The 25,865-nt window shown below is 37.4% G+C and carries 25 protein-coding genes; 13 read left to right on the top strand and 12 right to left on the bottom strand.

All coding sequences use genetic code 11. The features are described from left to right. Positions 1–202: 202 nt before the first annotated feature. From G8E00_RS07670 to G8E00_RS07650, 5 genes are all read right to left on the bottom strand, one after another. Positions 203–1,408 (bottom strand): MFS transporter, encoded by a 1,206-nt coding sequence (locus G8E00_RS07670; protein ID WP_166012371.1) that lies wholly within the window; start codon positions 1,406–1,408, stop codon positions 203–205. A gap of 383 nt (positions 1,409–1,791) precedes the next feature. After that, entirely contained in the window at positions 1,792–2,475 is a 684-nt protein-coding gene (locus G8E00_RS07665) for a glycosyltransferase (RefSeq protein WP_166012370.1), read from the bottom strand. Beyond that, entirely contained in the window at positions 2,472–3,071 is a 600-nt protein-coding gene (locus G8E00_RS07660; protein ID WP_166223330.1) for a class I SAM-dependent methyltransferase, read from the bottom strand. The genes G8E00_RS07665 and G8E00_RS07660 overlap by 4 nt, the downstream gene beginning before the upstream one ends. Continuing rightward, entirely contained in the window at positions 3,061–3,867 is an 807-nt protein-coding gene (locus G8E00_RS07655) for a PIG-L deacetylase family protein (protein ID WP_166223327.1), read from the bottom strand. Before G8E00_RS07655 ends, G8E00_RS07660 begins: the two co-directional genes overlap by 11 nt. Continuing rightward, the gene (locus G8E00_RS07650) at positions 3,855–4,862 is read right to left on the bottom strand and encodes an acyl-CoA dehydrogenase family protein (protein ID WP_166223322.1); all 1,008 of its coding nucleotides are present in this window, start codon (positions 4,860–4,862) and stop codon (positions 3,855–3,857) included. Before G8E00_RS07650 ends, G8E00_RS07655 begins: the two co-directional genes overlap by 13 nt. 444 nt (positions 4,863–5,306) lie before the next feature. Here G8E00_RS07650 and G8E00_RS07645 point away from each other — a divergent pair, with 444 nt between their 5' ends. Continuing rightward, positions 5,307–5,744 carry a DUF2147 domain-containing protein gene (locus tag G8E00_RS07645; protein WP_166012434.1) on the top strand — a complete coding sequence of 146 codons (438 nt, stop codon included), beginning with the start codon at positions 5,307–5,309 and terminating at the stop codon, positions 5,742–5,744. Positions 5,745–5,871: 127 nt separating this feature from the next. On the opposite strand, the gene G8E00_RS07640 is transcribed toward G8E00_RS07645, so the two are convergent. After that, positions 5,872–6,276 carry a GFA family protein gene (locus tag G8E00_RS07640; protein WP_166223318.1) on the bottom strand — a complete coding sequence of 135 codons (405 nt, stop codon included), beginning with the start codon at positions 6,274–6,276 and terminating at the stop codon, positions 5,872–5,874. A gap of 215 nt (positions 6,277–6,491) precedes the next feature. Here G8E00_RS07640 and G8E00_RS07635 point away from each other — a divergent pair, with 215 nt between their 5' ends. Genes G8E00_RS07635 through G8E00_RS07625 form a run of 3 tightly spaced genes read left to right on the top strand, consistent with a single transcriptional unit; the run spans position 6,492 to position 10,188 of the window. Further along, positions 6,492–8,153, top strand: coding sequence for a phosphoethanolamine transferase (locus G8E00_RS07635; RefSeq protein WP_166223315.1), 1,662 nt, complete (start codon positions 6,492–6,494; stop codon positions 8,151–8,153). Between the two features lie 20 nt (positions 8,154–8,173). Continuing rightward, positions 8,174–8,848 carry a response regulator transcription factor gene (locus G8E00_RS07630; RefSeq protein WP_166223312.1) on the top strand — a complete coding sequence of 225 codons (675 nt, stop codon included), beginning with the start codon at positions 8,174–8,176 and terminating at the stop codon, positions 8,846–8,848. Positions 8,849–8,856: 8 nt separating this feature from the next. After that, positions 8,857–10,188, top strand: a complete 1,332-nt coding sequence (locus G8E00_RS07625) for a sensor histidine kinase (protein ID WP_166223309.1) — start codon at positions 8,857–8,859, stop codon at positions 10,186–10,188. On the opposite strand, the gene G8E00_RS07620 is transcribed toward G8E00_RS07625, so the two are convergent. Then, positions 10,185–10,910, bottom strand: coding sequence for a phosphatase PAP2 family protein (locus G8E00_RS07620; RefSeq protein WP_166223306.1), 726 nt, complete (start codon positions 10,908–10,910; stop codon positions 10,185–10,187). The two genes, G8E00_RS07625 and G8E00_RS07620, sit on opposite strands and share 4 nt — an antisense overlap. A 233-nt stretch (positions 10,911–11,143) precedes the next feature. Here G8E00_RS07620 and G8E00_RS07615 point away from each other — a divergent pair, with 233 nt between their 5' ends. After that, positions 11,144–12,013 carry an alpha/beta hydrolase gene (locus G8E00_RS07615; RefSeq protein WP_166223303.1) on the top strand — a complete coding sequence of 290 codons (870 nt, stop codon included), beginning with the start codon at positions 11,144–11,146 and terminating at the stop codon, positions 12,011–12,013. A 28-nt stretch (positions 12,014–12,041) separates the two neighbouring features. Here G8E00_RS07615 and G8E00_RS07610 read toward each other — a convergent pair whose 3' ends face one another. Further along, entirely contained in the window at positions 12,042–12,650 is a 609-nt protein-coding gene (locus tag G8E00_RS07610) for a TetR/AcrR family transcriptional regulator (protein WP_166223300.1), read from the bottom strand. A gap of 106 nt (positions 12,651–12,756) precedes the next feature. Between G8E00_RS07610 and G8E00_RS07605 the strand changes: the two genes are divergently transcribed. The 6 genes from G8E00_RS07605 (at position 12,757) to G8E00_RS07580 (ending at position 18,321) form a co-directional block, all read left to right on the top strand. Next, positions 12,757–14,112 carry a flavin-containing monooxygenase gene (locus tag G8E00_RS07605; RefSeq protein WP_166223297.1) on the top strand — a complete coding sequence of 452 codons (1,356 nt, stop codon included), beginning with the start codon at positions 12,757–12,759 and terminating at the stop codon, positions 14,110–14,112. A gap of 167 nt (positions 14,113–14,279) precedes the next feature. Continuing rightward, complete coding sequence (locus G8E00_RS07600; protein ID WP_166223294.1) at positions 14,280–15,914, top strand: long-chain-fatty-acid--CoA ligase; 1,635 nt, start codon at positions 14,280–14,282, stop codon at positions 15,912–15,914. A gap of 202 nt (positions 15,915–16,116) precedes the next feature. Next, positions 16,117–16,566, top strand: a complete 450-nt coding sequence (locus tag G8E00_RS07595) for a PAAR domain-containing protein (RefSeq protein ID WP_166012358.1) — start codon at positions 16,117–16,119, stop codon at positions 16,564–16,566. Beyond that, positions 16,559–17,116 (top strand): PAAR domain-containing protein, encoded by a 558-nt coding sequence (locus tag G8E00_RS07590; RefSeq protein ID WP_166012357.1) that lies wholly within the window; start codon positions 16,559–16,561, stop codon positions 17,114–17,116. The genes G8E00_RS07595 and G8E00_RS07590 overlap by 8 nt, the downstream gene beginning before the upstream one ends. An 18-nt stretch (positions 17,117–17,134) precedes the next feature. Continuing rightward, the gene (locus G8E00_RS07585) at positions 17,135–17,818 is read left to right on the top strand and encodes a hypothetical protein (RefSeq protein ID WP_166223291.1); all 684 of its coding nucleotides are present in this window, start codon (positions 17,135–17,137) and stop codon (positions 17,816–17,818) included. 2 nt (positions 17,819–17,820) lie between these two features. Beyond that, positions 17,821–18,321 (top strand): hypothetical protein, encoded by a 501-nt coding sequence (locus G8E00_RS07580; protein ID WP_166012355.1) that lies wholly within the window; start codon positions 17,821–17,823, stop codon positions 18,319–18,321. A gap of 211 nt (positions 18,322–18,532) precedes the next feature. Here G8E00_RS07580 and cysK read toward each other — a convergent pair whose 3' ends face one another. The 4 genes from cysK to G8E00_RS07560 all read right to left on the bottom strand — a co-directional run bounded on the left by cysK (position 18,533) and on the right by G8E00_RS07560 (position 22,895). Next, positions 18,533–19,531, bottom strand: coding sequence for a cysteine synthase A (cysK, locus tag G8E00_RS07575; protein ID WP_166223288.1), 999 nt, complete (start codon positions 19,529–19,531; stop codon positions 18,533–18,535). 120 nt (positions 19,532–19,651) lie between these two features. Then, positions 19,652–20,365, bottom strand: a complete 714-nt coding sequence (locus tag G8E00_RS07570; protein WP_166223285.1) for a class I SAM-dependent methyltransferase — start codon at positions 20,363–20,365, stop codon at positions 19,652–19,654. Positions 20,366–20,456: 91 nt separating this feature from the next. Further along, positions 20,457–22,148 (bottom strand): AMP-binding protein, encoded by a 1,692-nt coding sequence (locus tag G8E00_RS07565; protein ID WP_166223282.1) that lies wholly within the window; start codon positions 22,146–22,148, stop codon positions 20,457–20,459. A gap of 120 nt (positions 22,149–22,268) precedes the next feature. Further along, entirely contained in the window at positions 22,269–22,895 is a 627-nt protein-coding gene (locus tag G8E00_RS07560; protein ID WP_166012351.1) for a TetR/AcrR family transcriptional regulator, read from the bottom strand. A gap of 146 nt (positions 22,896–23,041) precedes the next feature. Here G8E00_RS07560 and G8E00_RS07555 point away from each other — a divergent pair, with 146 nt between their 5' ends. After that, positions 23,042–24,214 (top strand): isovaleryl-CoA dehydrogenase, encoded by a 1,173-nt coding sequence (locus G8E00_RS07555; protein WP_166012350.1) that lies wholly within the window; start codon positions 23,042–23,044, stop codon positions 24,212–24,214. Between the two features lie 46 nt (positions 24,215–24,260). Beyond that, positions 24,261–25,862, top strand: coding sequence for a carboxyl transferase domain-containing protein (locus G8E00_RS07550; protein ID WP_166223279.1), 1,602 nt, complete (start codon positions 24,261–24,263; stop codon positions 25,860–25,862). Positions 25,863–25,865 lie beyond the last annotated feature (3 nt).

The raw sequence follows: 25,865 nt of genomic DNA, 5'->3' as shown, positions 1-25,865 counted from the left end.
ATTTGTCATTCAATATCAATAGGGATCGTTCATAAATCAAAAATAATCCTTGGCTCGAATTTGCATGAACAATGAAAGTTCCTTCGCTTGCGCCATATATGGCTTAGGGAGAAAGCGAGGAACTTTATGATAAATTTTGATTGGCTAAAAAATGATTTATGGAAGAAGTTTAATCATTTTAAAACTTCATTATCTCACCAAATTATTTCAACATTTTCTGAGAAATCAAATTTAATGCTGGAATCATAACAATCATCACTGCGATAATTACAAATACCATGTCTAATCCCATTGCCATACTGAGCATCCCTATAAGCGCAGGACCCAATAAACCACCGCTATAGGCCATGGTTGAGACATAAGAAAGTGCAGTTGCTTTTGGCATTACATTTTGACGACCAACTTGTGAAAAAATAATCGGAACAATATTTGAGCACCCAAAACCGACCAACAAATAACCACATAATACCCCCCACCAAACTGGCGTGAATATCACCAAAGCTAACCCGAACGCAGCAATCACAGCACCATAAATGACTGTGTTTTTTTCACCGATCTTCTTTTGAATGTGTACACCGCTAAAACGGCCAGCAGTCATGGCAATTGCAAAACAGGTATAGGCTAAGCCTGCATATGATTTATCGACATCAAAATGATCGACCAGATAAATACCACTCCAGTCCATAGACGACCCTTCAGATAAAAAAGCAATAAAACACATTAAACCAAAAATCAAAATCACAGGTTTAGGCACTATAAATCCGCGCGGTTTCTCGTCTTGATCGATACTTTGATCACCCGTTTGTACCCGATTTAAGCTATGTCGAAATGCAAATACAGTGAGTAGGATCATGATGGCAGTAATGGTCGCAGCACTGAGCATTGGACTTAAACCAACGGCCAACAAGCAAGTGACCAGCATTACCCCTACAAGACCACCAAGACTACACATACCATGAAAACTAGCCATCATATTGCGTGAGAATGTCTTTTCCACAATGACTGCTTGTAAATTGATTGCGACACCTAAACCACCTGCAGCTGTACCAAACAGAAATAAAGCAATTGCCATCATTAATACAGTATGGGTCAAGCTAAGCATGGGTAACATCAACAGTAATACACTTAAAAATAACCCGATCACTGCTTTGCAGCCTACACGTTGAATGATCAACCCTGTCAGTGGCATCGCGAGCATTGAACCTAGACCACCACACAACAGCAAAGAGCCAAAATCAGCATGATCTACATGGAGACGTTGCTGTGCATATGGAATCAACGGCGCCCAAGCTGCTGTGCCAAAACCTAAGCAAAAAAATGAAACCAAGGTCGCTAAAATTGGATGCGTTTGAGTTTGTACTTGCTGTTGTACACCTTGAGCAATTGAATCATTTTTGAGTGTTAACATCGTGTATCACCACAGATATAAGGGCTAAGACATCCAGATCGAGCAATTTTCCATACAAAAACCCCTGATGACTTATTGTGAAAAAATAAGTTATACAGGGGTTTATTTGGCGAAATTATATACAGTATTTTTAAAATAAAAAGCAGAAAAATAGCGAAAAAACCATATTTTTGTAACAGCCAAAAGCCTTATAGATACTTGCTTATAAGCTAAAAACTTAAAACTATAAAATACTTCACTATTTTTTATTTTAAGATTATCAAAAATTATTTTTTAATCGTTTTTTTATATTAATACAAACTCATGTCATTTTTTAAAAATGTGATCATATATACATTTATAAGTTCGTGAATGATGAAGTGTTACGACTATGGTTCTTGATTTTACGATTCTTGCTTTGATGTCATTATATTTTTGTTTTCCAAATCGATCAGAAATTGTGAGAACCCTTCAGGCGCTCTTGCATTCAAACGACTACTTGTGTTCACACGCACTTGATTGCTCCATATAATCTTTAAATCAAATGCTTTTAATCGTTGCACCAAACGAATATCTTCATGACATTGAATTGCTTCAAAACCGCCTACCTTTAAATAAGCCTCAGCACTGAAGCTTAGATTGGCACCATGTATATGATGATGCCCCATGCGATCCTGATAATGTTCTAAATAATGCATTTGCGTTTCGGGTGACAGTCTCCCCCAATCAGAAATTTGTACTACGCCGCAAATGGCATCAATTGGTTGTAATTTGATTTGTTCCAATAACCAGTTTTCATATACACATGAGTCCGCATCTGTACATGCAATCCACTGTGCTCCTTGCTCAATTAGTGCTCTCACGCCCAAATCTCGCGCAATCCCGACATTTTGTACCTGACATTCGATAAAGGGAATATTCATCTGTTGCGTAATCTGTTTAGATTGGTCTTGGCAACTGTCTAGAACCACCAACGTTTGAATATGAATATTTTGATTCTTAACAAAATCAATGGCTTTTTGAATCGCATTTAAACAGGCTTTAAGATGTGCTTCTTCATTACATGCTGGAATGACGATTCCGATCATATTAATCCCTCACGATCTGCCACCGATTGACCTTCTTGAGCCCATATATCGACATTAAAATCTGGATCTTGTAGAGATAAATAATGATAAAGCTGAATGTTTTCTTTTAGAACTTGGTGTACATGGTCTCCCGTCAAAGAAAAATACTCAATGGGATAACGCCAGTGACAACACAGCACAACACCATCCTCGCTTAAACAACTGTGAATTTTCTCAATCAGACTCATCAATTCATCATGATTTAAATAATAAAGCACTTCTCCCAGTACAATCAGGTCAAACTTTTGTTCTGGAAAAGTTTCAGGGATCATGGCCTGTATCACATTGACGTGATTTAAATGACTGAGTCGTGCTTGAGCCAAATCAACTGCTGTTTCATTTGCATCAATACACAGTAGATTTTTACAGCGTAATGCCAAATGTTGACTAAATACGCCATTTGCACAGCCAATTTCCAGCGCATTGTTGTAGATAGGTTTTAACAATAATGCCAAGCAAACATTGCGTTTTCTTTCTTCATACCAACGATTTTCATAACCCCATGGATCATGATTTTCGAAATATAAGGCATCAAAATATTCTGTTTTAGTTTTCATTGATATACACCTCATATGGCATGAGTATTCGTTGAATTGCATATTCAGGAAGAATAGGCGGATTGCCTGTAGAAACATCGACTTGCGTTTGCGTTTTAAAACAACGAATAGCCCGCTCTTTTAAATCGATCTGCGCCTGAGACAAATCTAAGCGTTTCGCTTTAGTCCAATCAATGTCAGCCTGATTTGGTTTTGCCCAATGCCAAGTCCAGATAAATACCTGAAAATGCTTCAAATGAAAATGTTGTGCGACTAATTTGATCGCATAAGCACTCAGTTCATGATCAGGATGACCATCTTGTTCATGCGTACTGATTAAAATATCTTGAGCTTGAATCAATGTCTTTAGTTGATCGACCAAAATATGCATATTTTGACTAATCTGACCATCTGGCAAATTCAATTCAATTCTAGAAACATGCCCAAGATTCAATGTATGTAATGCGGCTATAGATTCTTGTGGGCGAATCGTATTGAGCTGTTCAGGGCTAAATTGCGTCGAGTTTGGATGACTTGCTGTTCCGTTGGTGATCGCGATAACAATCATTTCACGGCCCAATGCATTGAGTTGTTGCATGAGACCGGCACAACCGAGTATTTCATCATCTGGATGTGGCGCTAAAATCAATATTCGTTGATGTTCTGGAAAGTCCTCATCAAGATTGATCTTTGTAAGGGTACGAATTCCCTGCCAATTAAGCCATGTTTCTTTTTCAGTACCCGTCCCATATAACAATCGATGACCAATTTCATAATGAGCTAAGCGATATTGTAATGCTTCATCTAGAGCGTCCATAATTGCTCCTTATCTGCTTGAGATTCAACATCCAAGGTCAATTCGGCAATCCGTTTTAAATCAAATGCTGCATGACTTTGGCGCATGAATACAGTCAAATCAGCCGTCAACTCTGCAAATCGTCGATCTTCACAATAAGGTCGAGCGCCCAAGGCCTGCCCAACTTTTGTCAAAACCAACTGTGCAGTTTTTTCAACTTCAGCACGTAATATGCGAATAACCAACTCATGACTTTCAGTTGGATATTGATCTATCTGCGTTGCAACATAATTAAAATACTGTTTTGTCATGTGAATTTGGGTACTCATTTCGCCCAAATACAGCAATCGATAATCATTGGCTTTCGTAGTACATGCCTGTTTTAAAAATTCAGCGATACGTACAGTTGCACCAAACCAACATGCAGCAACGCCTGCAGCACCGTGCCAGAAACCTGCACGGGTTAGATACTGATTTGGCTGACCAACGGGTATAGCTTTGACTTGATCGAACGCAATAGATGCAGTCTGTGTGTGTGCCATACCCACTGCCTGCCAAGTACTGTAGTCAATATTGATATTGGGTTGATGCATATCAATCAGTACCAATTGCGATTGCTGATTTTCATTTTGATAAGTGATTAACGCGTAATCGAGTATGCCTGCACCAGAACACCAGTTTTTTTGACCTGAGATGAGACCCTTCAATTCATGTACAGGATTTGGACTTCCTTCTGCAGCCCAAATCCCATATATTTTGTCACTTTCAATCAGATCGCTATAGCCTAATTCCTGCAAAATACTGATGCTATCTAAATGTGATTCAAACCATTTTGCTAAATTTAAATTTTTAGCTGAGACCTGAGCTAAAACTTGCCATCTTGAAAAAGTTTGACCTTGTGCTGGATGCGGAATATTTGTGCTTTGCTTCACTAATTTTTTAAGTGCAGATTCAAGTTCTTGTTCGATATTGGGTTCGGACAAATCAAATTCACTTAAAACATCTTCAAAATCCATTGATTAGCACCTATATTTTTTGTATCACATGAGACATTTTTCAGTATTATTAAGATGAATAGTGAAATACTTTTTTGTAGTTGGCTCAAAGCCAAAATTGCTTATTGCTTTTATATTTATACATTTTTTCATTAAATCTGATGTGTCATTTTGTTAATATCGCGACCAAATATTTAAAAATTCAACGTCCCCGTTTTATCAATAGTTAGGTGAGGCATGTTTCAACACATATCAAGCTGTATCGATGATGAATCTTATGACTACGCAGTTAAACAAAGCGACAATAAAAAGCTCATAATTTATCCTTATTAGCAATACATAATTTGAACGAAATCAAATATAAAATGATTTCGAAGCATAATTTGCAAACTCAATAGGACTGAATAGCTATTGAATAAAGTGCATGGATATGCAACTTAGCTAGAGCAAAAGAGGATTAAGATGATAAAAAAAGCGATGTTAATTTTAGGACTATCCCTAACATCATGTTTAGCTTTCGCTGCTGATACATTGGATGGTACAAAATGGAAAACGATTGATGATAAAACTAAAAAAGCTTTATCCATCGTCCAATTTACTGAAAATAGTAATGGCACATTTTCAGCAAAAATCGTTAAAGTTCTCGAACCCACTGAAGATTCTAAATGTGTGAAATGTGAAGGTAAATACAAAGGAAAATCGCTAACTGGTATACAAATCGTCTCAGGTTTGAAAAAAGTTGGTAAAAATACTTATGAAAATGGTCAAATTGTTGACCCTCAAAATGGTAAAACTTACAGCTTTAAAGCAAAACTTTCTGAAGATGGTAAAACATTTAGTGGTCGTGGTTATCTAGGTGTGTCTGCACTCGGTCGTTCACAAACTTGGATTCGTGCTGACTAAGGACACAATTTAACGACTTATCTAAATGCTATGGTTTAAACCTCCAACACATTTCATGAACATTCAAAATTCATGAAGAAAAGAAAGAGACTCATTATGTCTCTTTTTTTTTCGCAACTCGACCAAATCACTCATCAATCACCTGCTTTTGAAATTGTTGTGCATCTCCATGTATTTCGTACCATTCGGCTTTTTCATCTATAAATGCATGCGAATAAATCTTCGCTGTTAATGGCTGATCTATAATTCCAACCCGTAGCCTTAAAACCTCTGGTAAATCTAATCGTGCACTATATATGGGTGAAGCACACTTCAAGCAAAACACTCTTTTTTTATTCAAACTTGAATAATATTCAGCAAGATATTCAAGCCCGAATTTAATCTGAAAATTTTCAGTTGAAATGGTTGTGACTGCAACAAATGCCCCACCTTGCGCTTTTTGACAAGCTTTACAATGACAAATATAAATTTGATCAATCTGCTGATTGATTTCGATATGAATCACTCCGCAAAGACACGTTGCTGTATACATATTTTTCTCCATTTTTACATTATTTTTTAATCATTCTAGAAATCAATTGCATTCACATTTAACTGAAAACTATCATTAATCCAATAATAACACTTAGCTAAAATTAATATAAAAATCAATAATTTATAAATTTTCAAAGGATTGATTTCACTTTAAGTTTAATTTAAGTTAAGTCCACTATTATCCATTTTATCTATTAAGATTATAAAGAAATAATGCTAAACAGTTTACAAAATACGCTGAAAAATAGACCAACAATCACATTAACCACATTTAATATGATTTTGGCCGTGTGGATTGCTTTCATTTTTAATTATGGTTTTTTAAAGACCATTTATGAACTTACGCCTTATCAAGGAATAAGTGCAATTGCATTCATTGTCGCAACCTCAATTGTCTTGGTTGCCTTGTATAATTTCATATTTCAGCTTGTAAACTGGCGCTATAGCACTAAATTTTTTGCATGTCTCTTTTTATTTGTAGGTGGTATCAGTGCTTATATCGTCAACAGCCTTGGAGTGATCATTACAGCAGATCAAATTCAGAATGCTGTAGAAACAAATCCAAATGAAGCATTAGACTTAATGACCATACAATTATTGTTATGGTCGGTCTACACCATCCTAATTCCAATTTTCGCTGTATTTTTTATTCAAATTAAACCCGATCCATTATCCAAAACACTGCTTAAAAAGACCATCAACAGCGTTATTTCTTTATTGGTCATTTTAACTTTGCTGTATATTTTCTTTGTTGATTATGCCGCTATTTTCCGTGGTCATCGTACTTTAAAAGGAATGATTTCACCGCAGAATACCTTTGCATCGACATGGTCATATTATAAAAAACATGCACCAAAGAAAAATTTACCCCATATTCCTTATGGTACAGATGCAAAACTCGTTCAAGAAGTATCTAAATCACATCCTCAAAAGTTAATGGTTTTGGTTGTGGGTGAAACGGCGCGTGCTGAGAGTTTTTCTTTAAATGGTTATAGCAAAATGACCAATCCGAGTTTATCTCAACTCGATATTATCAATTTTCCAAATGTAAGCTCATGTGGCACATCAACTGCTGTATCAGTCCCTTGTATGTTTTCAGGTATGACCCGAAAAGAATATGATGCTCAATTGGCATATAGACGAGATGGTTTACTCGATATTGCACAACGTGCTGGTTATCATGTGACTTGGATTGACAATAATTCTGGTTGTAAACGCACATGTGATCGTGTCACGAAATTTGAGATCCCTCAGAACATTCAGCAAAAATGGTGTAATGCAGATGGTGAATGTGATGATGGAATATTGGTTGATAGCTTAAAGTATTATATTGATCAAATTCCAAAAGATGATCAAACCCCTCGATTGGTTGTCTTACACCAAATGGGCAGTCACGGGCCTGCTTACTACAAGCGTACAAGACCTGAATTCCAAAAATTCAAACCAACTTGTGACACCAAAGCCATTCAAAGCTGTGATAGAAATTCACTGATTAACACCTATGACAATTCAATTGTTTATACAGATCATATTTTAAGTTCAATGATTAAAACACTTGAGAAAGTTCCAAATCATTTAACAGGTTTTTGGTATATCTCAGATCATGGTGAATCTACTGGTGAGCATGGTATGTATTTACATGGTGCACCTTATGCGATTGCACCTTCGCAACAAACCCATGTGCCTATGTTCGTGTGGTTCTCAAAAGAGTGGAATCAATTTAACGCTCAGCAAGCATCATGTATGCGTCAACTTCGTCAGCAAGAACTCAGTCATGATCATTTATTCCCAACCTTGTTGCATTTATTAGACGTAAAAACCAGTGTCATTAATGAAAAAAATGATATTTTAAATACATGTAAAAATACCATTTAATAGCAAAAGTGAATGTGTCTATGACAAAGGTATTGATTATTGAAGATGATTTCATGATTGCGGAATCAACTCGCATACTTCTGGAATATCATCAATTTGAAGTTGAATGCGTCAATAATGGTATTGATGCACTCAAGTCAATGAAACAAGCCATTTTTGATATTATTTTGCTGGATTTGGGCTTACCGTTAATGGATGGCATGCAAGTATTAAAACTCATTCGCCAAGATCAACCCAGTTTGCCTGTTTTAATCATTTCTGCCCGAGATCAATTACAAAACCGTGTTGATGGTTTAAATCATGGTGCAGATGACTATCTGATTAAACCGTATGAGTTTGAGGAACTTTTGGCTCGAATCAATGCCTTACTTCGTCGTATGCAAATAGGTCAACAGGTCGATAAAAATCTGGTCTTAAATTATGGGGATTTAAGCTTAGATATTGAACATCATATTGCTAAATTTAAAAATGAAATGATTGAATTTTCTAATCGTGAATGGGCTGTACTGATCCCGCTATTGAGTTTTCCCAACAAGATTTTCTCCAAAGCCAACCTAGAAGAAAAGTTGTATGACATCGACTCCGATGTCAGCAGCAATACCATTGAAGTCTACATTCACCATATTCGTGCTAAATTAGGCAAGGACTTTATTCGCAATGTACGTGGACTCGGTTATCGTTTAGGTACGCCTTAAGGAAATGTATGGCAACCCCACACCCTCATTACTCACTAACACGTAAACTGCTCGTTTATACCTCTATTTTCAGTATTTTAATGGGCTGTTTGTTGGTTGTCTCTGCATATCGCATCGCGCTGGAAGAAACCAATGAAATCTTAGATGCACAGATGAAATATCTGGCTGAGCGAATTGGTAAATTCAATCCTCAACCTGTTCAAAGTAATTTTAATCATCTCAAGCATTATCATGAAGAAGACTTATTTGTAGATGTCTGGTCTTATAAAAAAAATGAACATCAATATCATGCCTTCCATTTGTTGATTAAACCTGTTCAACAGGCAGGTTTTTATACCCATGAAACCAATGCAGGACGTTGGCATACTTATGTTTTACCGTTAAAAGATTTACAAGTTCAAATCAGCCAACAGGATTCTGTACGACAAAATTTGGCTTTAGAGCTTGCAATCAATATGTTTCTCCCTTATGCATTGATCATGCCCTTTGCGATTTGGGGATTGAGTCTGATTATTCGTCGGAATTTAAAACCTTTGGAAAACTTCAAAACAGAGCTAACACAGCGTAAACCCAATGAACTTGAGCCAATTTCTAGTCATGATTACCCCATTGAAATCGTACCCAGTATTGATGAAATTAATCATTTGTTTGAACGTATATCGCATACTCAACAAGAGCAACGCCAGTTTATTGCAGATGCAGCACATGAACTCAGAACGCCAATTACAGCGCTAAACCTACAAACTCAAATCTTACTGAGTGAACTACCCAACCATTCATCTTTAAAAAATTTGAGTAAAGGTTTGGATCGTGTTCAACATTTGGTCAACCAATTGCTGAGTCTAGCCAAACAAGATGCGGCCTTAAGTCAGGATGAAGTCAATGTAGAAATCAGCCTCAATGAAGAAGTGATCTATTGCATTGAACAATTGATGAATTTAGCTTTGCGTAAAGAAATTGATTTGGGTATGGAAAAGCAAGAAGTCATCGTTATACATACGCAAGCTTCTCACTTACGTTCAGTTCTAATGAATTTAATAGACAATGCGATAAAGTATACACCGCAACATGGCATCATCAATTTATCGGTTTATCACGAATATGACTCTGCAATTATTCAAATTGAAGACAGCGGTCCAGGTATTTCCCCAGAAAAATACAATAAAATTTTAAAGCGCTTTTATCGTGTTCATCAACATCTTGAAATTGGAAGCGGTTTGGGTTTATCGATTGTAGATAAAGCCGTTCATCGATTGGGTGGCACAATAGAATTTTCTCAGAGCCAACAACTTGGGGGCCTTCAAGTACAAATTCGCTTACCTTTAACTGCAAAACCTTAAGTCTTGAACTTGCTATTGCATATAGGAGAACTATTAAATTCATTATGTACGATTTGAGAAACAAAATGATGATAGGTCACCCTATAGATAACAAGGTTTAATGCCCAAATAATCCAAGCTGTCCATAAATTGTGACTGATAAAATGTGCACCTCGCATCATTTGTGCCCAGCCCATCGCAAAACCTAAAATAATTCCAGCCGTTAAATAAAAATATGCGCGTGGTGGATCAGACAACCGAAAGATAAAATACCCAACCATTAAAGCAAAGCCGCTCGATGCATGTCCTCCTGGGAAACAATGCCCTGAACCCTTTATAAAATTCCAAGAAATCCCTGTATCTGAGACGACCGTCAAATCCCAAGGACAAGAATGTGACGAATGCGCTTTTAATATTCCAATGATAGAGACACTTAAAATCACCATCATAAAAAAATATCCGTTTTGCCAACGCGTAGATCTATATTTGGGAATTTTAAATGATGCCAACCATGCCAGAAAAAATAAAACATCACAGAAAATAATCAAATGCTTCACATATTGGTGATTGAGCACCTCTAATGCCCAACTATGCTTTAAAAAAAAGAGACCTTGATCATTGATCCAAGGCTGACTCAGCATAAGATCAATTTTTCCACCAATAGGAAAAAATAACAGCAGCACAATGAAGCTGATACTCAGCAAACAACATTGCTTAAAGAAAAAAGGAAATGAATCAGTCATGAGGACTTAAATTTCAAAATTAACTTTGCATATTAAAAACCACATAACTTAATATTGAGTTAATTGAGGCTTAAAAAACACTTAAATATAATATTGTTAATGATATTCAAATAGTTAGTTAAGATAGACAGGATTCATTATTCCAAGTACATTAAAAAAGACTCAAATAAAACTGTGCAATTGAATGCACAAAACAATAACGACGCATGGAAAGCATACAAGGAAGAATAACAATGGCAATGCAAGAAATCTTTATCCCTATACAAAATGATCAGATTCAAGCTGATCTTTATGGCGATTTTCATGATTTAACCAAGTCAACCATCATCATGGCACATGGCTTAGGGGGTGAAAAGCAATGTGGTTTGACTGAGTTTGCAAAGTTTTATGAAGAAATGGAGTTCAATGTCTGTGTGTTTGATCATCGAGGTTTTGGTCAAAGTACCGGGAAAGTTAAGCATTTGGTAGATAAACACAGTCAGCTTCAAGATTGGAACGCCGTGATTGAATACTTAAATCAACAATTTCAGATCACTAAACAACAGATCATTTTATGGGGGTATTCCTTTAGCGGAGCACATGCACTGACACTTGCCAGCAATGATCATTTTAAAGGAGTCATTGCAAATTTTCCGCATACAGATGGCTTGGCCAGCCTGACTTTATATCCCAAAAAATATTTACTCCCTGCCACAGCGATTGCGATCCAAGATTTAGTTTTGGCATCGTTTGGTAAAATTAAAACCATGCCAGTGGTGGCAAAAGATCGTTTCGCCATACTTGCAGGCAAAGATTGTTATGATGGGTATTGGTCTATCGTTCCTAAAGAAAAACAATGGGATAACGCCGTTCCTGCACGTATTGTTGCGACCATTGGCCTATATCGTCCCACAACTGTAGCGCACAAAATCCAGTCTGATACCTTGGTGATGGGTGCAGCAAAAGATTCCCTCATTCCCATTTCAGCAACACGTAAAATGGCGAAAAAAATAAAATCAAGTCAGTATATTGAGTTGCAATGTGGACATTTTGATTTGTTCCATGAACCGCATAAATCGCAAATTTTAGAATGTCATACCTTGTTTTTAAAACATTTAAGATAACATTACATTAACTGATCTTTTCATCCATTTAAGCCTGAATTTTGTGTTGGATATAAAGGTCAGTCAATTCAATACATTCATTCAAAATTTCTGGACTAATACAGCCATATTTATAAAAACTATGTTTCATTAATGCAAATACGATTTCGATTAAGTAAGTCACATGCTCTGTTTTTTTAAATTTTAGGCCTGCTGGATGCTGAGAAAAAAGCTCTAGTAAATCTTGTGCAATCTGCTCGATAACCATTTCTTGGAGATTGAAGCCATCGACATGTACAGGCCCACCGAGAATGAGCAAACTTGCCGCTTTGTGTTGATTATAAAACGCTGCAACGCGACCTATTAAATCTCGCGTCACTTGCTCAATTTTCCATGATTGATAGTGTGTGCTTTGAAAAGAAACATACCTTTGAACTTCATCTAAATAACGCTTAATGAGTAAAGTAAATAGATGATTAATGGTTGGAAAATATTGATAAATCGTGATTTTAGGTAAATTTGCTCTGTGTGCAATTTCTGGAATGGTACACGCAGTGATCCCCTGTTCCTCGATGAGTTGAATGGTTTTTTCCACGACCAATTCCAGTCTAGCCTTACTTCTTTTTTGCACTGGAAGCTTCATTTCATCGAACAACATAAACCGTATCGCCTTTAGCTTGATGATTAAAAATAAATCAATTATAGTCTTATTAAACCAACTATAGTTGGTTTATGTATAACAATAATAGACCAAGGATGAAAATATGAACAAGGTATGTATTATCGGTGCAGGTCCGTCTGGTATCTCTGCTGCAAAAAACTGTCAACAATATGGCATCCCCTATGACATTTTTGAAAAAAATGACAAAGTGGGTGGCAACTGGGTATTTAATTCAAAAACAGGACATTCATCTGTGTATGAAAATACACATATTATTAGCTCTAGAACCATGTCGGAATATGAAGACTATCCGATGCCTGAGCATTATCCCGATTACCCTCGACACGATCATCTGCAAGCGTATTTTGAAAAATACAGCAAACATTTTGGCGTCTATGATCAGATCAAATTTCATCACACAATCAATCATGTCAGTAAAACCCCCGAAGGTAAATGGCAAGTTGAATACACCGATGATCACACACAACATCATGTACACATTTATGATTATTTAATGGTGTGTAACGGACACCACTGGATGCCCAAATATCCTGAATATGAAGGTGAATTTACCGGAAAATGGATGCATTCCCATGATTTTAAAGCAGTCACAGATGAGTGGCGTGGCAAACGAATTTTGGTGATTGGTGCTGGTAATTCTGGCTGTGATGTTGCGGTTGAGTCGGCTCGAGTTTCTAAAGAGGTCTTTTTGTCGATGCGTAGCCCACAATGGTTTGTCCCTAAGTTTATGCTGGGGCATCCTGCTGATATTTTAGTTAAAGCCATTGAAAAATTTTCACCCAATACGCGACGCAAGTTACTGACCAAAATGGTTAAGGTATTTACGGGCAATTATGCTGATTTTGGGTTACCTGTGAACGATAAACCTATGCTGACACAGCATCCGACGGCCAACTCTGATTTTATCGATTACGTCCGTCATGGCAAAATCAAACCCAAACCTGCAATCAAACGACTCAATGGCAAAAAAATTGAATTTGTTGATGGAACAGAACAGGAGTTTGATATTGTCTGCTGTTGCACAGGGTTCTGGACTGTATTCCCTTTCTTCGATCGTGATTTTATTGATTTTCAACATGCAGAAAAATTACCTTTATATCGTAAGATGATGCATGCAGATCATGACAATCTTTACTTTATTGGTTTATTTCAACCTTTAGGTTGTATTTGGCCCGCTTCAGACCATCAAGCCAATTTGGCTTGCCAAGAGATTTTGGGTAAATACAAACGCCCAGCCGATATGCACAAAGCCATTCAAAAAGAGCTTGAGAATCCGCATCATCAGTTTGAAAGTGGGCAACGTCATGCAGCCGAAGTCGATTACAATGACTTTAGAGCTGAATTGGTGGCTGATTTAAAATCTGCAGGTATCATCATTCCAGAACGGAAATCTAAAGTTTCAATTAAGCAATTATTGGGTTCTTTACTTAGTGCATAAGTTAGTGTATTCATCATGGGAGTAGATGAATCTACCCTCATGATCCTTTAATGAGAATTGAACAATCTGATTTTTGTTCATCCAAATTAAATTTTATTTTTATAATCAAAATATCGATAAAAAATCGGGTACTTGGATAACGCAATAAAAAATACAAGGAGATTTAAATGCAAGGACGTATGATGTTTCAACCGCTACTGATTAGCAGCCTGATTGAACATGCCGCTCAATTTCACGCAGATACCACCATCATTTCCAAAAACACCAACGGTTCAATACATGAAACCAATTGGCTAGAAGTTTCAGAAAATGCCAAACGAACAGCCAACGCTTTAGCCGCTTTGCATTTAGAACATGGAGATTGTGTTGCCACCCTTGCATGGAATAATCATCGACACTTAGAAGCATGGTATGCCATTTCTGGCAGTGGTTTGATTTGTCATACGATTAACCCACGTTTATTCCCAGAACAGCTGATTTTTATTATCAATGATGCCAAAGATAAAGCGATTTTATTTGATAAAACATTCCTACCTTTAATCACAGCAATTAAAGCGCATATTCCATTGGTGAAAAATTTTATTTGCTTAGAACCTTTCGATGCAGATGTCGCCAAAGCACTTCCTGAAGTCAAATTTTATGATGAACTGATTTCAGGGCAAAAACCAGATTATGTATGGCCTACATTTGATGAAACCACAGCAAGCTCACTGTGTTACACCTCTGGTACTACAGGGAATCCAAAAGGTGCTTTATTTACCCATCGCTCAACGTTATTGCATACCTTTGCTGCATGTTTACCTGATTCTTTAGATCTGTCTGCAAATGATATTATTTTACCTGTAGTTCCGATGTTTCATGTGCATGCTTGGGGCACACCATATGCAGCAGCCATGGTTGGTGCAAGTATGATTTTACCTGGTCCAGGTTTGGACGGAGACAGTTTGGTCAACCTCATTGATGAGTATCAAGTCACTGTGGCGCTTGGTGTTCCGACCATCTGGCAAAGTTTATTGGCTGCGGCTAAACAGTCTGGTTCTAAACTCACCACACTAAAACATAATGTGATTGGTGGTTCTGCATGTCCGCCATCTATGTTGGCGACATTCCGTGATGTCTATGATTGTGAGACCATCCATGCTTGGGGAATGACGGAAGCCAGTCCACTGGGCACTGTGAACCGTCCAAAAGCCAAACATCGTAAACTCAGTGTAGAAGAACAAGCGGCGCTCCGTTTGTCTCAAGGTCGTCCACCTTTTGGTGTAAATGTACGTTTAGTCAATGAAGAAAATGGTACGCATAAGTTGCCTCAAGATGGTGAAACCATTGGTAATGTTCAAATCAAAGGTCACTGGATTATTGAAAGTTACTTTGGCAAAGAAAAAAATAGTCTGACAGAAGATGGCTGGTTTGACACAGGTGATATTGCGTCAATGGATGCTGATGGTTATTTACATATTAGTGATCGTGCCAAGGATTTAATTAAATCAGGTGGCGAATGGATTTCATCAGTAGAACTTGAAAACATTGCCATGGGACATCCTGAAATTGCTATGGCCGCAGCCATTGCAGCCGACCATCCAAAGTGGGATGAACGCCCTGTCTTAATTGCAGTGAAACAACCTGAGAGTACAGTGACTGAAGCTGACATTCTCGACTATTACGAAGGAAAAATTGCTAAATGGCAAATTCCAGATAAAGTGATTTTTGTCGATGCCATTCCCCTGAGTGGTACTGGAAAAATGCTGAAACGGAAGTTACGTGAAGAATTTGGAAATGTGCTTTTGGGTGAAAATGCTTAACTTTTATAATTTAGTTAATGTTGAATACAAAAATCTGACAGTGATGATTGCTGTCAGTTTTTTATTTTTAAGTATTAATCAAGTAAAAATTATCATTATGAAAAATTACATTAATTTAATTTAAGCCATCTGTCTAAGTATGTATTATCACTTATTGTTTGATAACTAATTCACATTTTAAATAGTAATAATTGGATTCAAAATGTCTAGCCCAATTTTTCTACACGAATTGCCTGAAGAGCAATTTAATAGGCTTTCTCATGAAGATATTGAAAAAATCCGAGAAGCGGAAAAACTTTATTGGAGTCACAAACCTTTTACTACATATTACATTGCATTTAACGGTGCAAAGACAATGCATGGCGGTCTAATTCGAGCATCTAATGATTCTTACAAATTAAATGGTATTTCTTTAGCACTTGTTGGAGATGAAGCTATTTATTCAGATGGTTCAACGGCTAAAATAATTTCTGGAGCTGGTTCTGCTATCACTGTACGTGGTCTTTCTGCTGCCTTAATAGGTTCTCAACTTGACAATGGCGATGAAATTATTGATAGCCCTATCACCTCACATGTTTTACGTATCTATCATGATCAACTGCCACCTGAAGGTTTTATGAAGTCAGCATGTTCGGAGTCTAAAGATGTCTAAAGGTTTTGGTATTCATGGTTCTACAACAAATCATGGTGGCACAGTTCTTTCGACTCAATCACGTAGTTCTCAAATGGGGAATTTATTTCTTCGAGCTGGTGATGGGTTTGCTTGCCCTAAATGTAAAACGTGGTCAACATTAATTAAGAGTAATGATCATGTAATTTTTGATGGGAAAGCAGTGGCTTATGTTGGCGATAAGTTTACTTGTGGTGCAACCTTAATGCCACAACAAGTGCATGTTGTTGGGACAAGCGGTGGAGCTAGTTCTACTTCTAGTATCTCAACAAAAACCACACCTATCATAAGTAGTTTGGTTGAGGGTACTGCGAAAGAAATCCATAAAATTCAGTTCAAAATTATAGATGAAGATTCTCAGGAATTACTTTCAGATATGTTGTATGAACTTTATAGCAAAGAATCAGGGGAATTATTAGTTCAAGGCTATACAGATGAAAATGGCATGACAGCGATTTATGAAAGCGAGCATCAACCAGAAGCTATTGAACTTATAACGTTGGACTTGTCGAAGACATTAGATCCCTTATAAATAATACTAGGAAAAAAAATGAGTGATACTGGCCGTTTAATTTATCATAGCAATTACGATAAAACTCCTATTCAGGCTCAAGCAGCGGAACGAATTGATTTAAAAGGAACAGTCAACATGTGCCGAGCTGATGATGGCTTTCTTACAGCTTGTGAAGGTTGGCAAAACTTAATTAAAGTGAAACAAATAGTACCTTACACTTTTTGTATTCCACAGCATCTTTGGGATAATATTAAGAGACGACAACCTTTTGAGTATGATATGGCTTTAAGATTTGGTTTAGAGTTTGATTTAAGGCAAATTGATAAAGATACACCTGGATTTATTTATACTGAATATTTTCACACAATGATGTATCTCAAATTTGCTACATATATTACTAAGGTTAGTAAAGACAAAGCACTGATAGCAGCCGCTGAATTATTAAAAGATACATTTAAAATTCGAGTTGCTGCTCATTATAAAAATAAGGAAGATATCATTCAGCTTACGCCAGCTGGCTATGGTATGTTTTCAAAAGCAGAATATGTCGGTAAAGCTGGACAAATTCTAAAAAATGGTGGTCCTTTTATGATTAGTGAAAGATTGTATACCATGATTTTTGGAAAAAGATGGAATAAACAAGCTCATAATTTTGCTGTTTCAGAAGGCTACAGAACTCCTAGAAAAGAAGAATTTGAAAAATTTGATGGAACGTATTAACAATGAAAAAAAAAATCTCTTTACTAATTTGTTCGCTCCTTCTTTCTTCTTGCTCTAATGCAAAAAATGCGATCAATGAAGATGAATTGGATAAGCAAATATTACAAACAAAAATCATTGCTATTTCAAGTAGTTTAGAATCTGCAAGCTTTTTATATCGAGCTGCATATAAAAATTCAGAAAAATCTTCGGAAGTTAACGATCACTTATATTTATATGCTTTGAGTGAAATCGAATCACTTTTTAATACTTATGATATGGGTGCTTTAGATTATAAGAAAGACATTAAAAGTTACAGGTTAATATCGGGAGATGCTATTGATTCAATGTGTATTATTAATAAGTTTTTGAAAAAATATCAAAGTCATTTGGAAAGAAAAGAATTAGTAAAACGATATGATACAACCTTGAATAAAACTTTTGTATTGCAAAGTGAATATTTAAATCTTTTGAAAAATGATCCAGATTTAATTAATGGATCTCAATGTTTAAAGTTAAATTAACATAATACACCTTATACGATATTATTTTATTTCTATTTTTAAATCATATATTTATCTTGAAATAAAAAGCCCAACTGAGCATAGTTGGGCTTTTTGTTGAATATTACCGTTCCACGCCTATACTTTAAGCATTATTTCACGGTTTTATCTAGATTTTTTAAAACTTATAAAAAGCCGACTTATTCAAGTCGGCTTTAAGGATATATTTACATTAATCAGCAGAAATATCTTCAAACAACACTGAAGATAAATAACGCTCACCTGCATCTGGCAAAATCACTACAATCGTTTTTCCGGCATTCTCGGAACGTGTCGCCAATTTAGCAGCTGCAGCCAATGCTGCACCACTAGAAATACCGACAAAAATACCTTCTTGAGTTGCCGATTTACGCGCAAAATCAATCGCTTCTTCATTACTAATCGCAATCACTTCATCGACCAAATCTAAATCTAAGTTCTTTGGAATAAAGTTTGCACCAATCCCTTGAATTTTATGCGGTCCAGGTGTCAATGTTTCACCACGTTTGGTTTGACCAATAATCGGTGAATCTGCAGGTTCAACAGCGACAGAATAAATCGGCTGATTTTTTACCTGTTCAAAATATCGTGAAATACCCGTAATCGTACCACCCGTACCCACACCTGCAACCAAGATATCTACTTTTCCGCCTGTAGCAGCAAAAATCTCAGGACCAGTGGTTTCGACATGGATTTGTGGGTTTGCTGGATTTTCAAACTGCTGTGGCAAGTAGTAAAGTTCAGGCTGTTCAGTGGCTAAACGAACTGCTTCATCTACTGCACCTTTCATGCCTTTTGCAGGTTCAGTTAACACCAAATTTGCGCCCAAAGCTTTTAATACTTTACGACGTTCAATACTCATACTTGCAGGCATGGTCAAGGTAATATCATAGCCTTTTGCAGCAGCAACAAATGCCAAGGCAATACCCGTGTTTCCACTGGTTGGCTCAACAATATGCATGCCTTTTTTCAATTTTCCACTTTTTTCAGCATCAGCAATAAGTGCTGCACCAATACGGTCTTTTACCGAAAATGCAGGGTTACGACTTTCAACTTTGGCTAAAACCGTCGCACCACCTGAAATAAGACGATGAATACGCACAAGTGGTGTATTTCCAATCGAATCAGCATTATTGCTATATACAGCAATACCTAAGTTTTCAGTTTGTGGAAATTGTGGATCTGTAGACATGATCTTTCCTTGAATAATTTAAAACAATAATCTGATGATAATCCTTTTTAAAAGGGCATAAAAATCAAATTGTAATTAATTGATATAATATTAAACGAGAACTTGATGAGAAATATTGATTTAGGTATTAGAGTTCAACTGGTTTCCAGATGCTTTATATGCATAAAAACCATGAAAGCCTAAAATTTGCATATAACACTGCACATTTTCAAAACCACATTGCATCAAATTTTTTTTCATTTCTGCTGCATCAATAAGCGCAAAATCATCCTCTAATCGATCAATCATATTCAAGCTTTGTTTTTCAGTTAAACCATTGTACTGAGTCAAATGAAATAAAATCTGTTGTGTACATTGATCCATTTGCATCAAATCATAAGTGATGAGTACCCCTTGTTTTTTTAATGACTGATTTAAATCATTAAAAAACTTTGTTTTCGCTGGTTCTGCAAGGAAATGTGCGACTAATATTGCCAGTACTGCATCAAATTCATTGCAATAACAATACTGATCATCAGCAAGAATGGACGTATCGCCATGAATAAATGTCACGCGATCAATATCCGTTGTTTTGGCGAGTCGTTGTTTGGCAGACTCAATCATATTCAGTGATGGATCAATTGCGACAAATTGCGCTTCTGGAAATTGATTGGCTAAATATTGCAATTCATAGCCAGTACCACATCCAGCAATTAAAATTTTAGCATTTGGTTTAAGATGCGTGGTTAATATCGCTTGAATCTGCAAATGCACCAATTCATATGCAGGAATTAAACTTCGAATATGTTCATCATAATTTTCTACAACCTTAGGATGGTTAAAATCTTTTGCCATTATGATCATTCCCAGAATTGGTTGTTTTTTTGAATTTATAGTCATAAAAATGCCAAACCCCGTGGAATTTGGCACTTAGTTTAGAATCGATTTACGCAATTTCTTCCAATATATTCAATTCCTTGCGCATAATTTCTTGCAATTTAAATTTTTGTGCTTTACCTGAAGCTGTCATTGGAAACTCAGTAAAGAAGCGCACATATCGTGGTACTTTGTTATGAGAAATATGTTCCTTACAATAAGCACGGATGGTTTCTTCGGTACAATTATGGTGTTCATGTAAGATAATGCAGGCACATAATTCTTCACCATAACGTGGGTCTGGTAATCCAATCACCTGTACATCAGAAACATCTGGATGCTTGTACAAGAAATCCTCAATTTCTTTCGGGAATAAATTCTCACCGCCTCGAATTACCACATCTTTAATGCGTCCCTTAATTTTAATAAAGCCTAAATCGTCCATTTCAGCAATATCGCCTGTATGCATCCATTTCGCTACATCGACCACTTCTCGGGTTTTGTCTTCTTCTTCCCAATAACCGAGCATCACTGAATATCCACGGACACAGAGTTCACCCAATTTTCCACGTGGCACCACTTTGCCCTGCTCGTCCACAATTTTAATTTCAATATGCGGATGCACGCGACCTACAGTACTGACACGTTGTTCTAAGGAATCTGAGGTTGAACTTTGTGCGCTCACTGGTGCGGTTTCCGTCATACCATAACAGATGGTAATGTCGCGCATGTGCATACGATCTATCACACGTTGCATAATTTCACGAGGACAAGGGCTACCCGCCATAATCCCCGTACGTAAGCTACTTAAATCAAACTGATCAAACTGTTCTTGTTCAAGCATGGCAATAAACATGGTCGGCACACCATAAGCAGCGGTACATTTTTCCAGTTCAATCGCCTTTAAACTCTCTAATGGATTAAATACCCCAGCGGGATACACCATCGTTGAACCATGCGTGATACACGCTAAATTGCCCATGACCATGCCAAAACAGTGGAATAATGGCACAGAAATACATACCCGATCTTGTGGCGACAAATGAATGGCTTCACCAACAAAATAACCATTATTCAAAATATTATTGTGGGTCAGCATTGTCCCTTTCGCATTACCTGTCGTCCCTGAGGTAAATTGAATATTAATGGTCTCATCAAATTGTAACTCTGCAGAAATCTTTCTGAGTTGTTCAAGTTGTTCTGCTGTAGGCGTAGACAGTAAATCATTGAAACGATGAAAACCAACCTGTTCTGCTTGATCAATTTTAATGACGACTTTAAGGTGCGGTAAAGTTTGCGAATTTAAAACCTTATCTGTCGCTTGATTAATTTCAGGCGCAATTTTGCTTAAAATCTCTTGGTAATCTGTGGTCTTGAACGAAGATGCAATAATTAGCCCTTTACAAGACACTTTATTCAATACAAATTCAAGCTCACTGCTTTTATAAGCAGGATTTAGATTGACCAAAATAATACCCGCTTTAAATGCAGCAAATTGGGCGATGGTCCACTCGACACAATTCGGTGACCAGATACCTAAACGATCACCTTTTGTGAGACCCAATTTCAATAAACTACAGGCAAAAGCATCGACTTTTTCTTGTAATTGACGATAGGTCAGTCGCACGTTTTGGTGCACACTGACCACGGCATCTTGATCTGCATATTGTTGACACGCCTGATCAAATTTATCACCTATGGTCATGCCCAATAAGGGTTGCTGACTGGTGCCATAGGCATAACTAAGTCGAACTTGTGACATTGAATCTTACTCCTTGATTCGCTTTTCTAATTCTTTACTTCTTCAATTTTGTTTTGAGTTTCACTCAGCTTGACGACATTCCTATCCTTTTGTGCGTACAAAATTGCTTAGCGCAATATTTTATTTTTCCTCCTTAAGCTGAACTGCATTGACACAAAAGTCTGCGATTTGTTTAACAAAGTGACCTTTATAACCGTCATCAAACATGACATTGCGTGATGGATTGAGTGGCTCAATAACAACGAAAGTCATTGCTCCCACCACACACAATGCGGCTGTATTTAGATCCTCAAAATCAAATTCACCATTAATTTTTCCTTCCGCCAAAATCTCTTTCATGGTTTGTTTGATCAATTGTTTACTTTTAAAACGTTCATGTTCCAAAGTTGGATCAATCGGTTCAAACATCAATGAATATGACAATTGCGGACTGTTGAGCGCTCGTTTTACGAACGTTGTCACTGCCTTATTTAATTTTTCTATACTGCTCAATTCACTTTGAGCGATCGAATTTAAGATATCAACTTCAACTTCAATTGCATGTGACAGGACTTCAATCAAAATTTGGTTTTTGTTTTCAAAATAACGATAAACCAAACCGCTTGAAACACCTGATTTTTCAGCAATTGCTTGAACTTGAGCATCTTTAAACCCACCTTCAGCAATCAGTTCACGCGCAGATTTCAAAATCGATTGGCGGTTCTGCGCCATTCGCTCTTGCATTAAAGATGATCTTTTATAGCTCATAATTGTTTATCCAATCAACTAAAATGAATTATAAATCATTTTGTGAATTATGGTTCACTTTTTCAAAAAAAAAATGTATTGTAGGTTTAAGCATAGGATTTTTGCTTGTTAAACGGAATAAAAAAGAACTTTTTAGGATGATAAATATGAATTTACAGAGCATTGACTTTGGTCTAGACGAAACTTTGATCGCTTTACGTGACTCAGTGGCTGCATTTTGTGCCAAAGAAATTAAGCCAATTGCTGCTCAAGTAGATAAAGACAATCTGTTCCCTGCCCATTTATGGAAAAAATTTGGTGATATGGGGTTGATGGGTTTGACTGTCAGTGAAGAATATGGTGGCCTCAACTTAGGCTATTTAGCGCATATTATTGTTATGCAAGAGATCTCTCGTGCCTCTGCATCGATTGGCTTGTCTTATGGCGCGCATTCAAATTTATGTGTCAATCAAATCAATCGTAATGGTTCTGAAGAACAAAAACGTAAATATCTTCCTAAATTGATTTCTGGTGAATATGTTGGTGCACTTGCGATGTCTGAACCAAATGCGGGTTCAGATGTGGTCAGCATGAAACTGCGTGCCGATGATCATGGTGATCATTTTGTCTTAAACGGTTCAAAAATGTGGATCACAAACGGTGGTGATGCTGATGTTCTGGTGGTTTATGCAAAAACGGACATCAATGCTGGCCCTAAAGGTATGACAGCTTTCCTAATTGAAAAAGGCATGGAAGGTTTTAGCCACGGCACACATTTGGACAAACTGGGTATGCGTGGTTCAAATACCTATCCCCTATTTTTCGACAACGTCAAAGTGCCAAAAGAAAACGTCATGGGTGGCGTTGGCAATGGAACAAAAGTGTTGATGAGTGGTTTGGATTACGAACGTGCTGTCTTAAGCGGTGGTCCACTTGGCATTATGGATGCTTGTTTAGATGCAGTCATTCCTTATATTCATGAACGCAAACAATTTGGTCAATGTTTAGGTGAGTTCCAACTCATGCAAGGCAAAATTGCGGATATGTATTCAACATGGTTGGCAAGTAAAGCCCTTGTATATGCCGTGGGTGCTGCATGTGATAAAGCCGACCATGACCGTGGCTTACGTAAAGATGCAGCCAGTGCCATTTTATACTCTGCTGAAAAAGCAACGTGGATGGCAGGTGAAGCGATTCAAACTTTAGGTGGTAATGGATATATCAATGACTACGACACGGGTCGTTTATGGCGTGACGCAAAACTCTATGAAATTGGCGCAGGAACTTCAGAAATTCGCCGTATGCTGATTGGTCGTGAACTTTTTAATGAGACCAAATAATTGATCAATGCTCAAAAGATAATGAAAAAATACAGGGATGTGAGTGATGAATGAAATACAAAGCAAAATCAACGTTCGCTCTGATGAGTTTAAAATCAATCAAACAGCTATGCAGGCTTTGGTTGATGATTTAAAGCAAAAAGCACAAACCATCGCTTTAGGTGGGGGTGAAAAAGCCCGCCAGAAGCATCTTGATCGTGGAAAATTATTGCCGCGTGAACGTATTGATCAACTCATTGACGCAGGAACTTCGTTCTTAGAAATAGGTCAATTGGCAGCTTATCAAGTCTATACCGACGATGTCCCTGCAGCTGGTGTGGTTGCTGGTATTGGTTTAGTGCAAGGGATCACTTGCATGATCGTTGCCAATGATGCAACGGTTAAAGGGGGTACTTATTATCCATTGACGGTAAAAAAACATTTACGTGCGCAAGAAATCGCTGAACAGAATCATTTACCGTGTATTTATATGGTCGATTCTGGTGGAGCTTTTTTGCCAATGCAAGATGAAGTTTTCCCAGACCGTGATCATTTTGGACGTATTTTCTATAACCAAGCCCGCATGTCGAGCAAAGGAGTTGCTCAAATCGCGGTGGTTATGGGAAGTTGTACCGCTGGCGGTGCTTATGTGCCTGCAATGTCTGATGAAACCATTATTGTACGAAACCAAGGGACGATTTTCTTAGGTGGTCCACCACTAGTCAAAGCTGCGACAGGCGAAGTCGTGAGTGCTGAAGATTTAGGTGGTGGTGATGTCCATACACGTTTGTCTGGTGTGGCCGATCATTTGGCTGAAAATGATGAACATGCCATTGCCATTGCACGAAATATCGTTAAAAACCTGAACATTAAACCTAAAGCTTTTCAGGAGGGTGTTGAAGCCCCTTTGTATGATGCCAAAGAACTTTACGGCGTCATTCCCAATGATGCACGCAAACCCTTTGATATTCGTGAAGTGATTGCTCGTATTGTCGATGGGTCACGTCTCGATGAATTTAAAGCCCGTTTCGGTACAACCCTGATTACAGGTTTTGCCAAACTTTATGGGATGCCTGTCGGGATTATTGCCAACAACGGGATTTTATTTTCTGAGTCAGCTCAAAAAGGTGCGCATTTTATTGAGCTATGCACCCAACGCAATATCCCCCTGCTGTTTATCCAAAATATCACAGGATTTATGGTGGGTCGCCAATATGAAAATGAAGGAATTGCCAAAAATGGTGCCAAATTGGTCATGGCCGTTGCAACAGCCAATGTACCTAAACTCACTTTAGTGGTCGGTGGTTCATTTGGTGCAGGTAACTATGGCATGTGTGGACGTGCCTACTCACCTCGCTTCTTATGGACTTGGCCAAATTCTCGAATTTCAGTAATGGGTGGTGAACAAGCTGCGAGTGTACTGTCGACGTTAAAACGAGACCAAATTGAAGCGCGTGGTGAACAATGGTCTGCAGAAGAAGAAGATCAGTTCAAACAACCTTATCGTGATCAATTTGAAAAACAAGGTCATCCATACTATGCCTCTGCTCGTCTTTGGGATGACGGCGTGATTGACCCTGCCGATTCTCGTCATGTACTGGGTTTAAGTTTAGCCGCAGCCTTGAATGCCCCAATTGAACCAACACACTTTGGCGTGTTCCGCATGTAAGGA

The organism is Acinetobacter shaoyimingii (assembly GCF_011578045.1).
Classification (GTDB): domain Bacteria; phylum Pseudomonadota; class Gammaproteobacteria; order Pseudomonadales; family Moraxellaceae; genus Acinetobacter; species Acinetobacter shaoyimingii.
The sequence above is the reverse complement of the archived record's forward strand: the minus strand, read 5'-3'. Positions and strand labels throughout refer to the sequence as shown.

Bases quoted from the DNA above. Each gene is read 5' to 3' on its own strand.
- G8E00_RS07620 (WP_166223306.1), bottom strand. From the start codon at position 10,910: ATGACTGATTCATTTCCTTTTTTCTTTAAGCAATGTTGTTTGCTGAGT.
- G8E00_RS07600 (WP_166223294.1), top strand. From the start codon at position 14,280: ATGCAAGGACGTATGATGTTTCAACCGCTACTGATTAGCAGCCTGATT.
- G8E00_RS07665 (WP_166012370.1), bottom strand. From the start codon at position 2,475: ATGATCGGAATCGTCATTCCAGCATGTAATGAAGAAGCACATCTTAAA.
- G8E00_RS07650 (WP_166223322.1), bottom strand. From the start codon at position 4,862: ATGGATTTTGAAGATGTTTTAAGTGAATTTGATTTGTCCGAACCCAAT.
- G8E00_RS07655 (WP_166223327.1), bottom strand. From the start codon at position 3,867: ATGGACGCTCTAGATGAAGCATTACAATATCGCTTAGCTCATTATGAA.
- G8E00_RS07630 (WP_166223312.1), top strand. From the start codon at position 8,174: ATGACAAAGGTATTGATTATTGAAGATGATTTCATGATTGCGGAATCA.
- G8E00_RS07625 (WP_166223309.1), top strand. From the start codon at position 8,857: ATGGCAACCCCACACCCTCATTACTCACTAACACGTAAACTGCTCGTT.
- G8E00_RS07610 (WP_166223300.1), bottom strand. From the start codon at position 12,650: ATGTTGTTCGATGAAATGAAGCTTCCAGTGCAAAAAAGAAGTAAGGCT.
- cysK (WP_166223288.1), bottom strand. From the start codon at position 19,531: ATGTCTACAGATCCACAATTTCCACAAACTGAAAACTTAGGTATTGCT.
- G8E00_RS07590 (WP_166012357.1), top strand. From the start codon at position 16,559: ATGTCTAAAGGTTTTGGTATTCATGGTTCTACAACAAATCATGGTGGC.
- G8E00_RS07555 (WP_166012350.1), top strand. From the start codon at position 23,042: ATGAATTTACAGAGCATTGACTTTGGTCTAGACGAAACTTTGATCGCT.
- G8E00_RS07560 (WP_166012351.1), bottom strand. From the start codon at position 22,895: ATGAGCTATAAAAGATCATCTTTAATGCAAGAGCGAATGGCGCAGAAC.
- G8E00_RS07585 (WP_166223291.1), top strand. From the start codon at position 17,135: ATGAGTGATACTGGCCGTTTAATTTATCATAGCAATTACGATAAAACT.
- G8E00_RS07635 (WP_166223315.1), top strand. From the start codon at position 6,492: ATGCTAAACAGTTTACAAAATACGCTGAAAAATAGACCAACAATCACA.
- G8E00_RS07640 (WP_166223318.1), bottom strand. From the start codon at position 6,276: ATGTATACAGCAACGTGTCTTTGCGGAGTGATTCATATCGAAATCAAT.
- G8E00_RS07605 (WP_166223297.1), top strand. From the start codon at position 12,757: ATGAACAAGGTATGTATTATCGGTGCAGGTCCGTCTGGTATCTCTGCT.
- G8E00_RS07550 (WP_166223279.1), top strand. From the start codon at position 24,261: ATGAATGAAATACAAAGCAAAATCAACGTTCGCTCTGATGAGTTTAAA.
- G8E00_RS07595 (WP_166012358.1), top strand. From the start codon at position 16,117: ATGTCTAGCCCAATTTTTCTACACGAATTGCCTGAAGAGCAATTTAAT.
- G8E00_RS07615 (WP_166223303.1), top strand. From the start codon at position 11,144: ATGGCAATGCAAGAAATCTTTATCCCTATACAAAATGATCAGATTCAA.
- G8E00_RS07580 (WP_166012355.1), top strand. From the start codon at position 17,821: ATGAAAAAAAAAATCTCTTTACTAATTTGTTCGCTCCTTCTTTCTTCT.
- G8E00_RS07670 (WP_166012371.1), bottom strand. From the start codon at position 1,408: ATGTTAACACTCAAAAATGATTCAATTGCTCAAGGTGTACAACAGCAA.
- G8E00_RS07570 (WP_166223285.1), bottom strand. From the start codon at position 20,365: ATGGCAAAAGATTTTAACCATCCTAAGGTTGTAGAAAATTATGATGAA.
- G8E00_RS07660 (WP_166223330.1), bottom strand. From the start codon at position 3,071: ATGAAAACTAAAACAGAATATTTTGATGCCTTATATTTCGAAAATCAT.
- G8E00_RS07565 (WP_166223282.1), bottom strand. From the start codon at position 22,148: ATGTCACAAGTTCGACTTAGTTATGCCTATGGCACCAGTCAGCAACCC.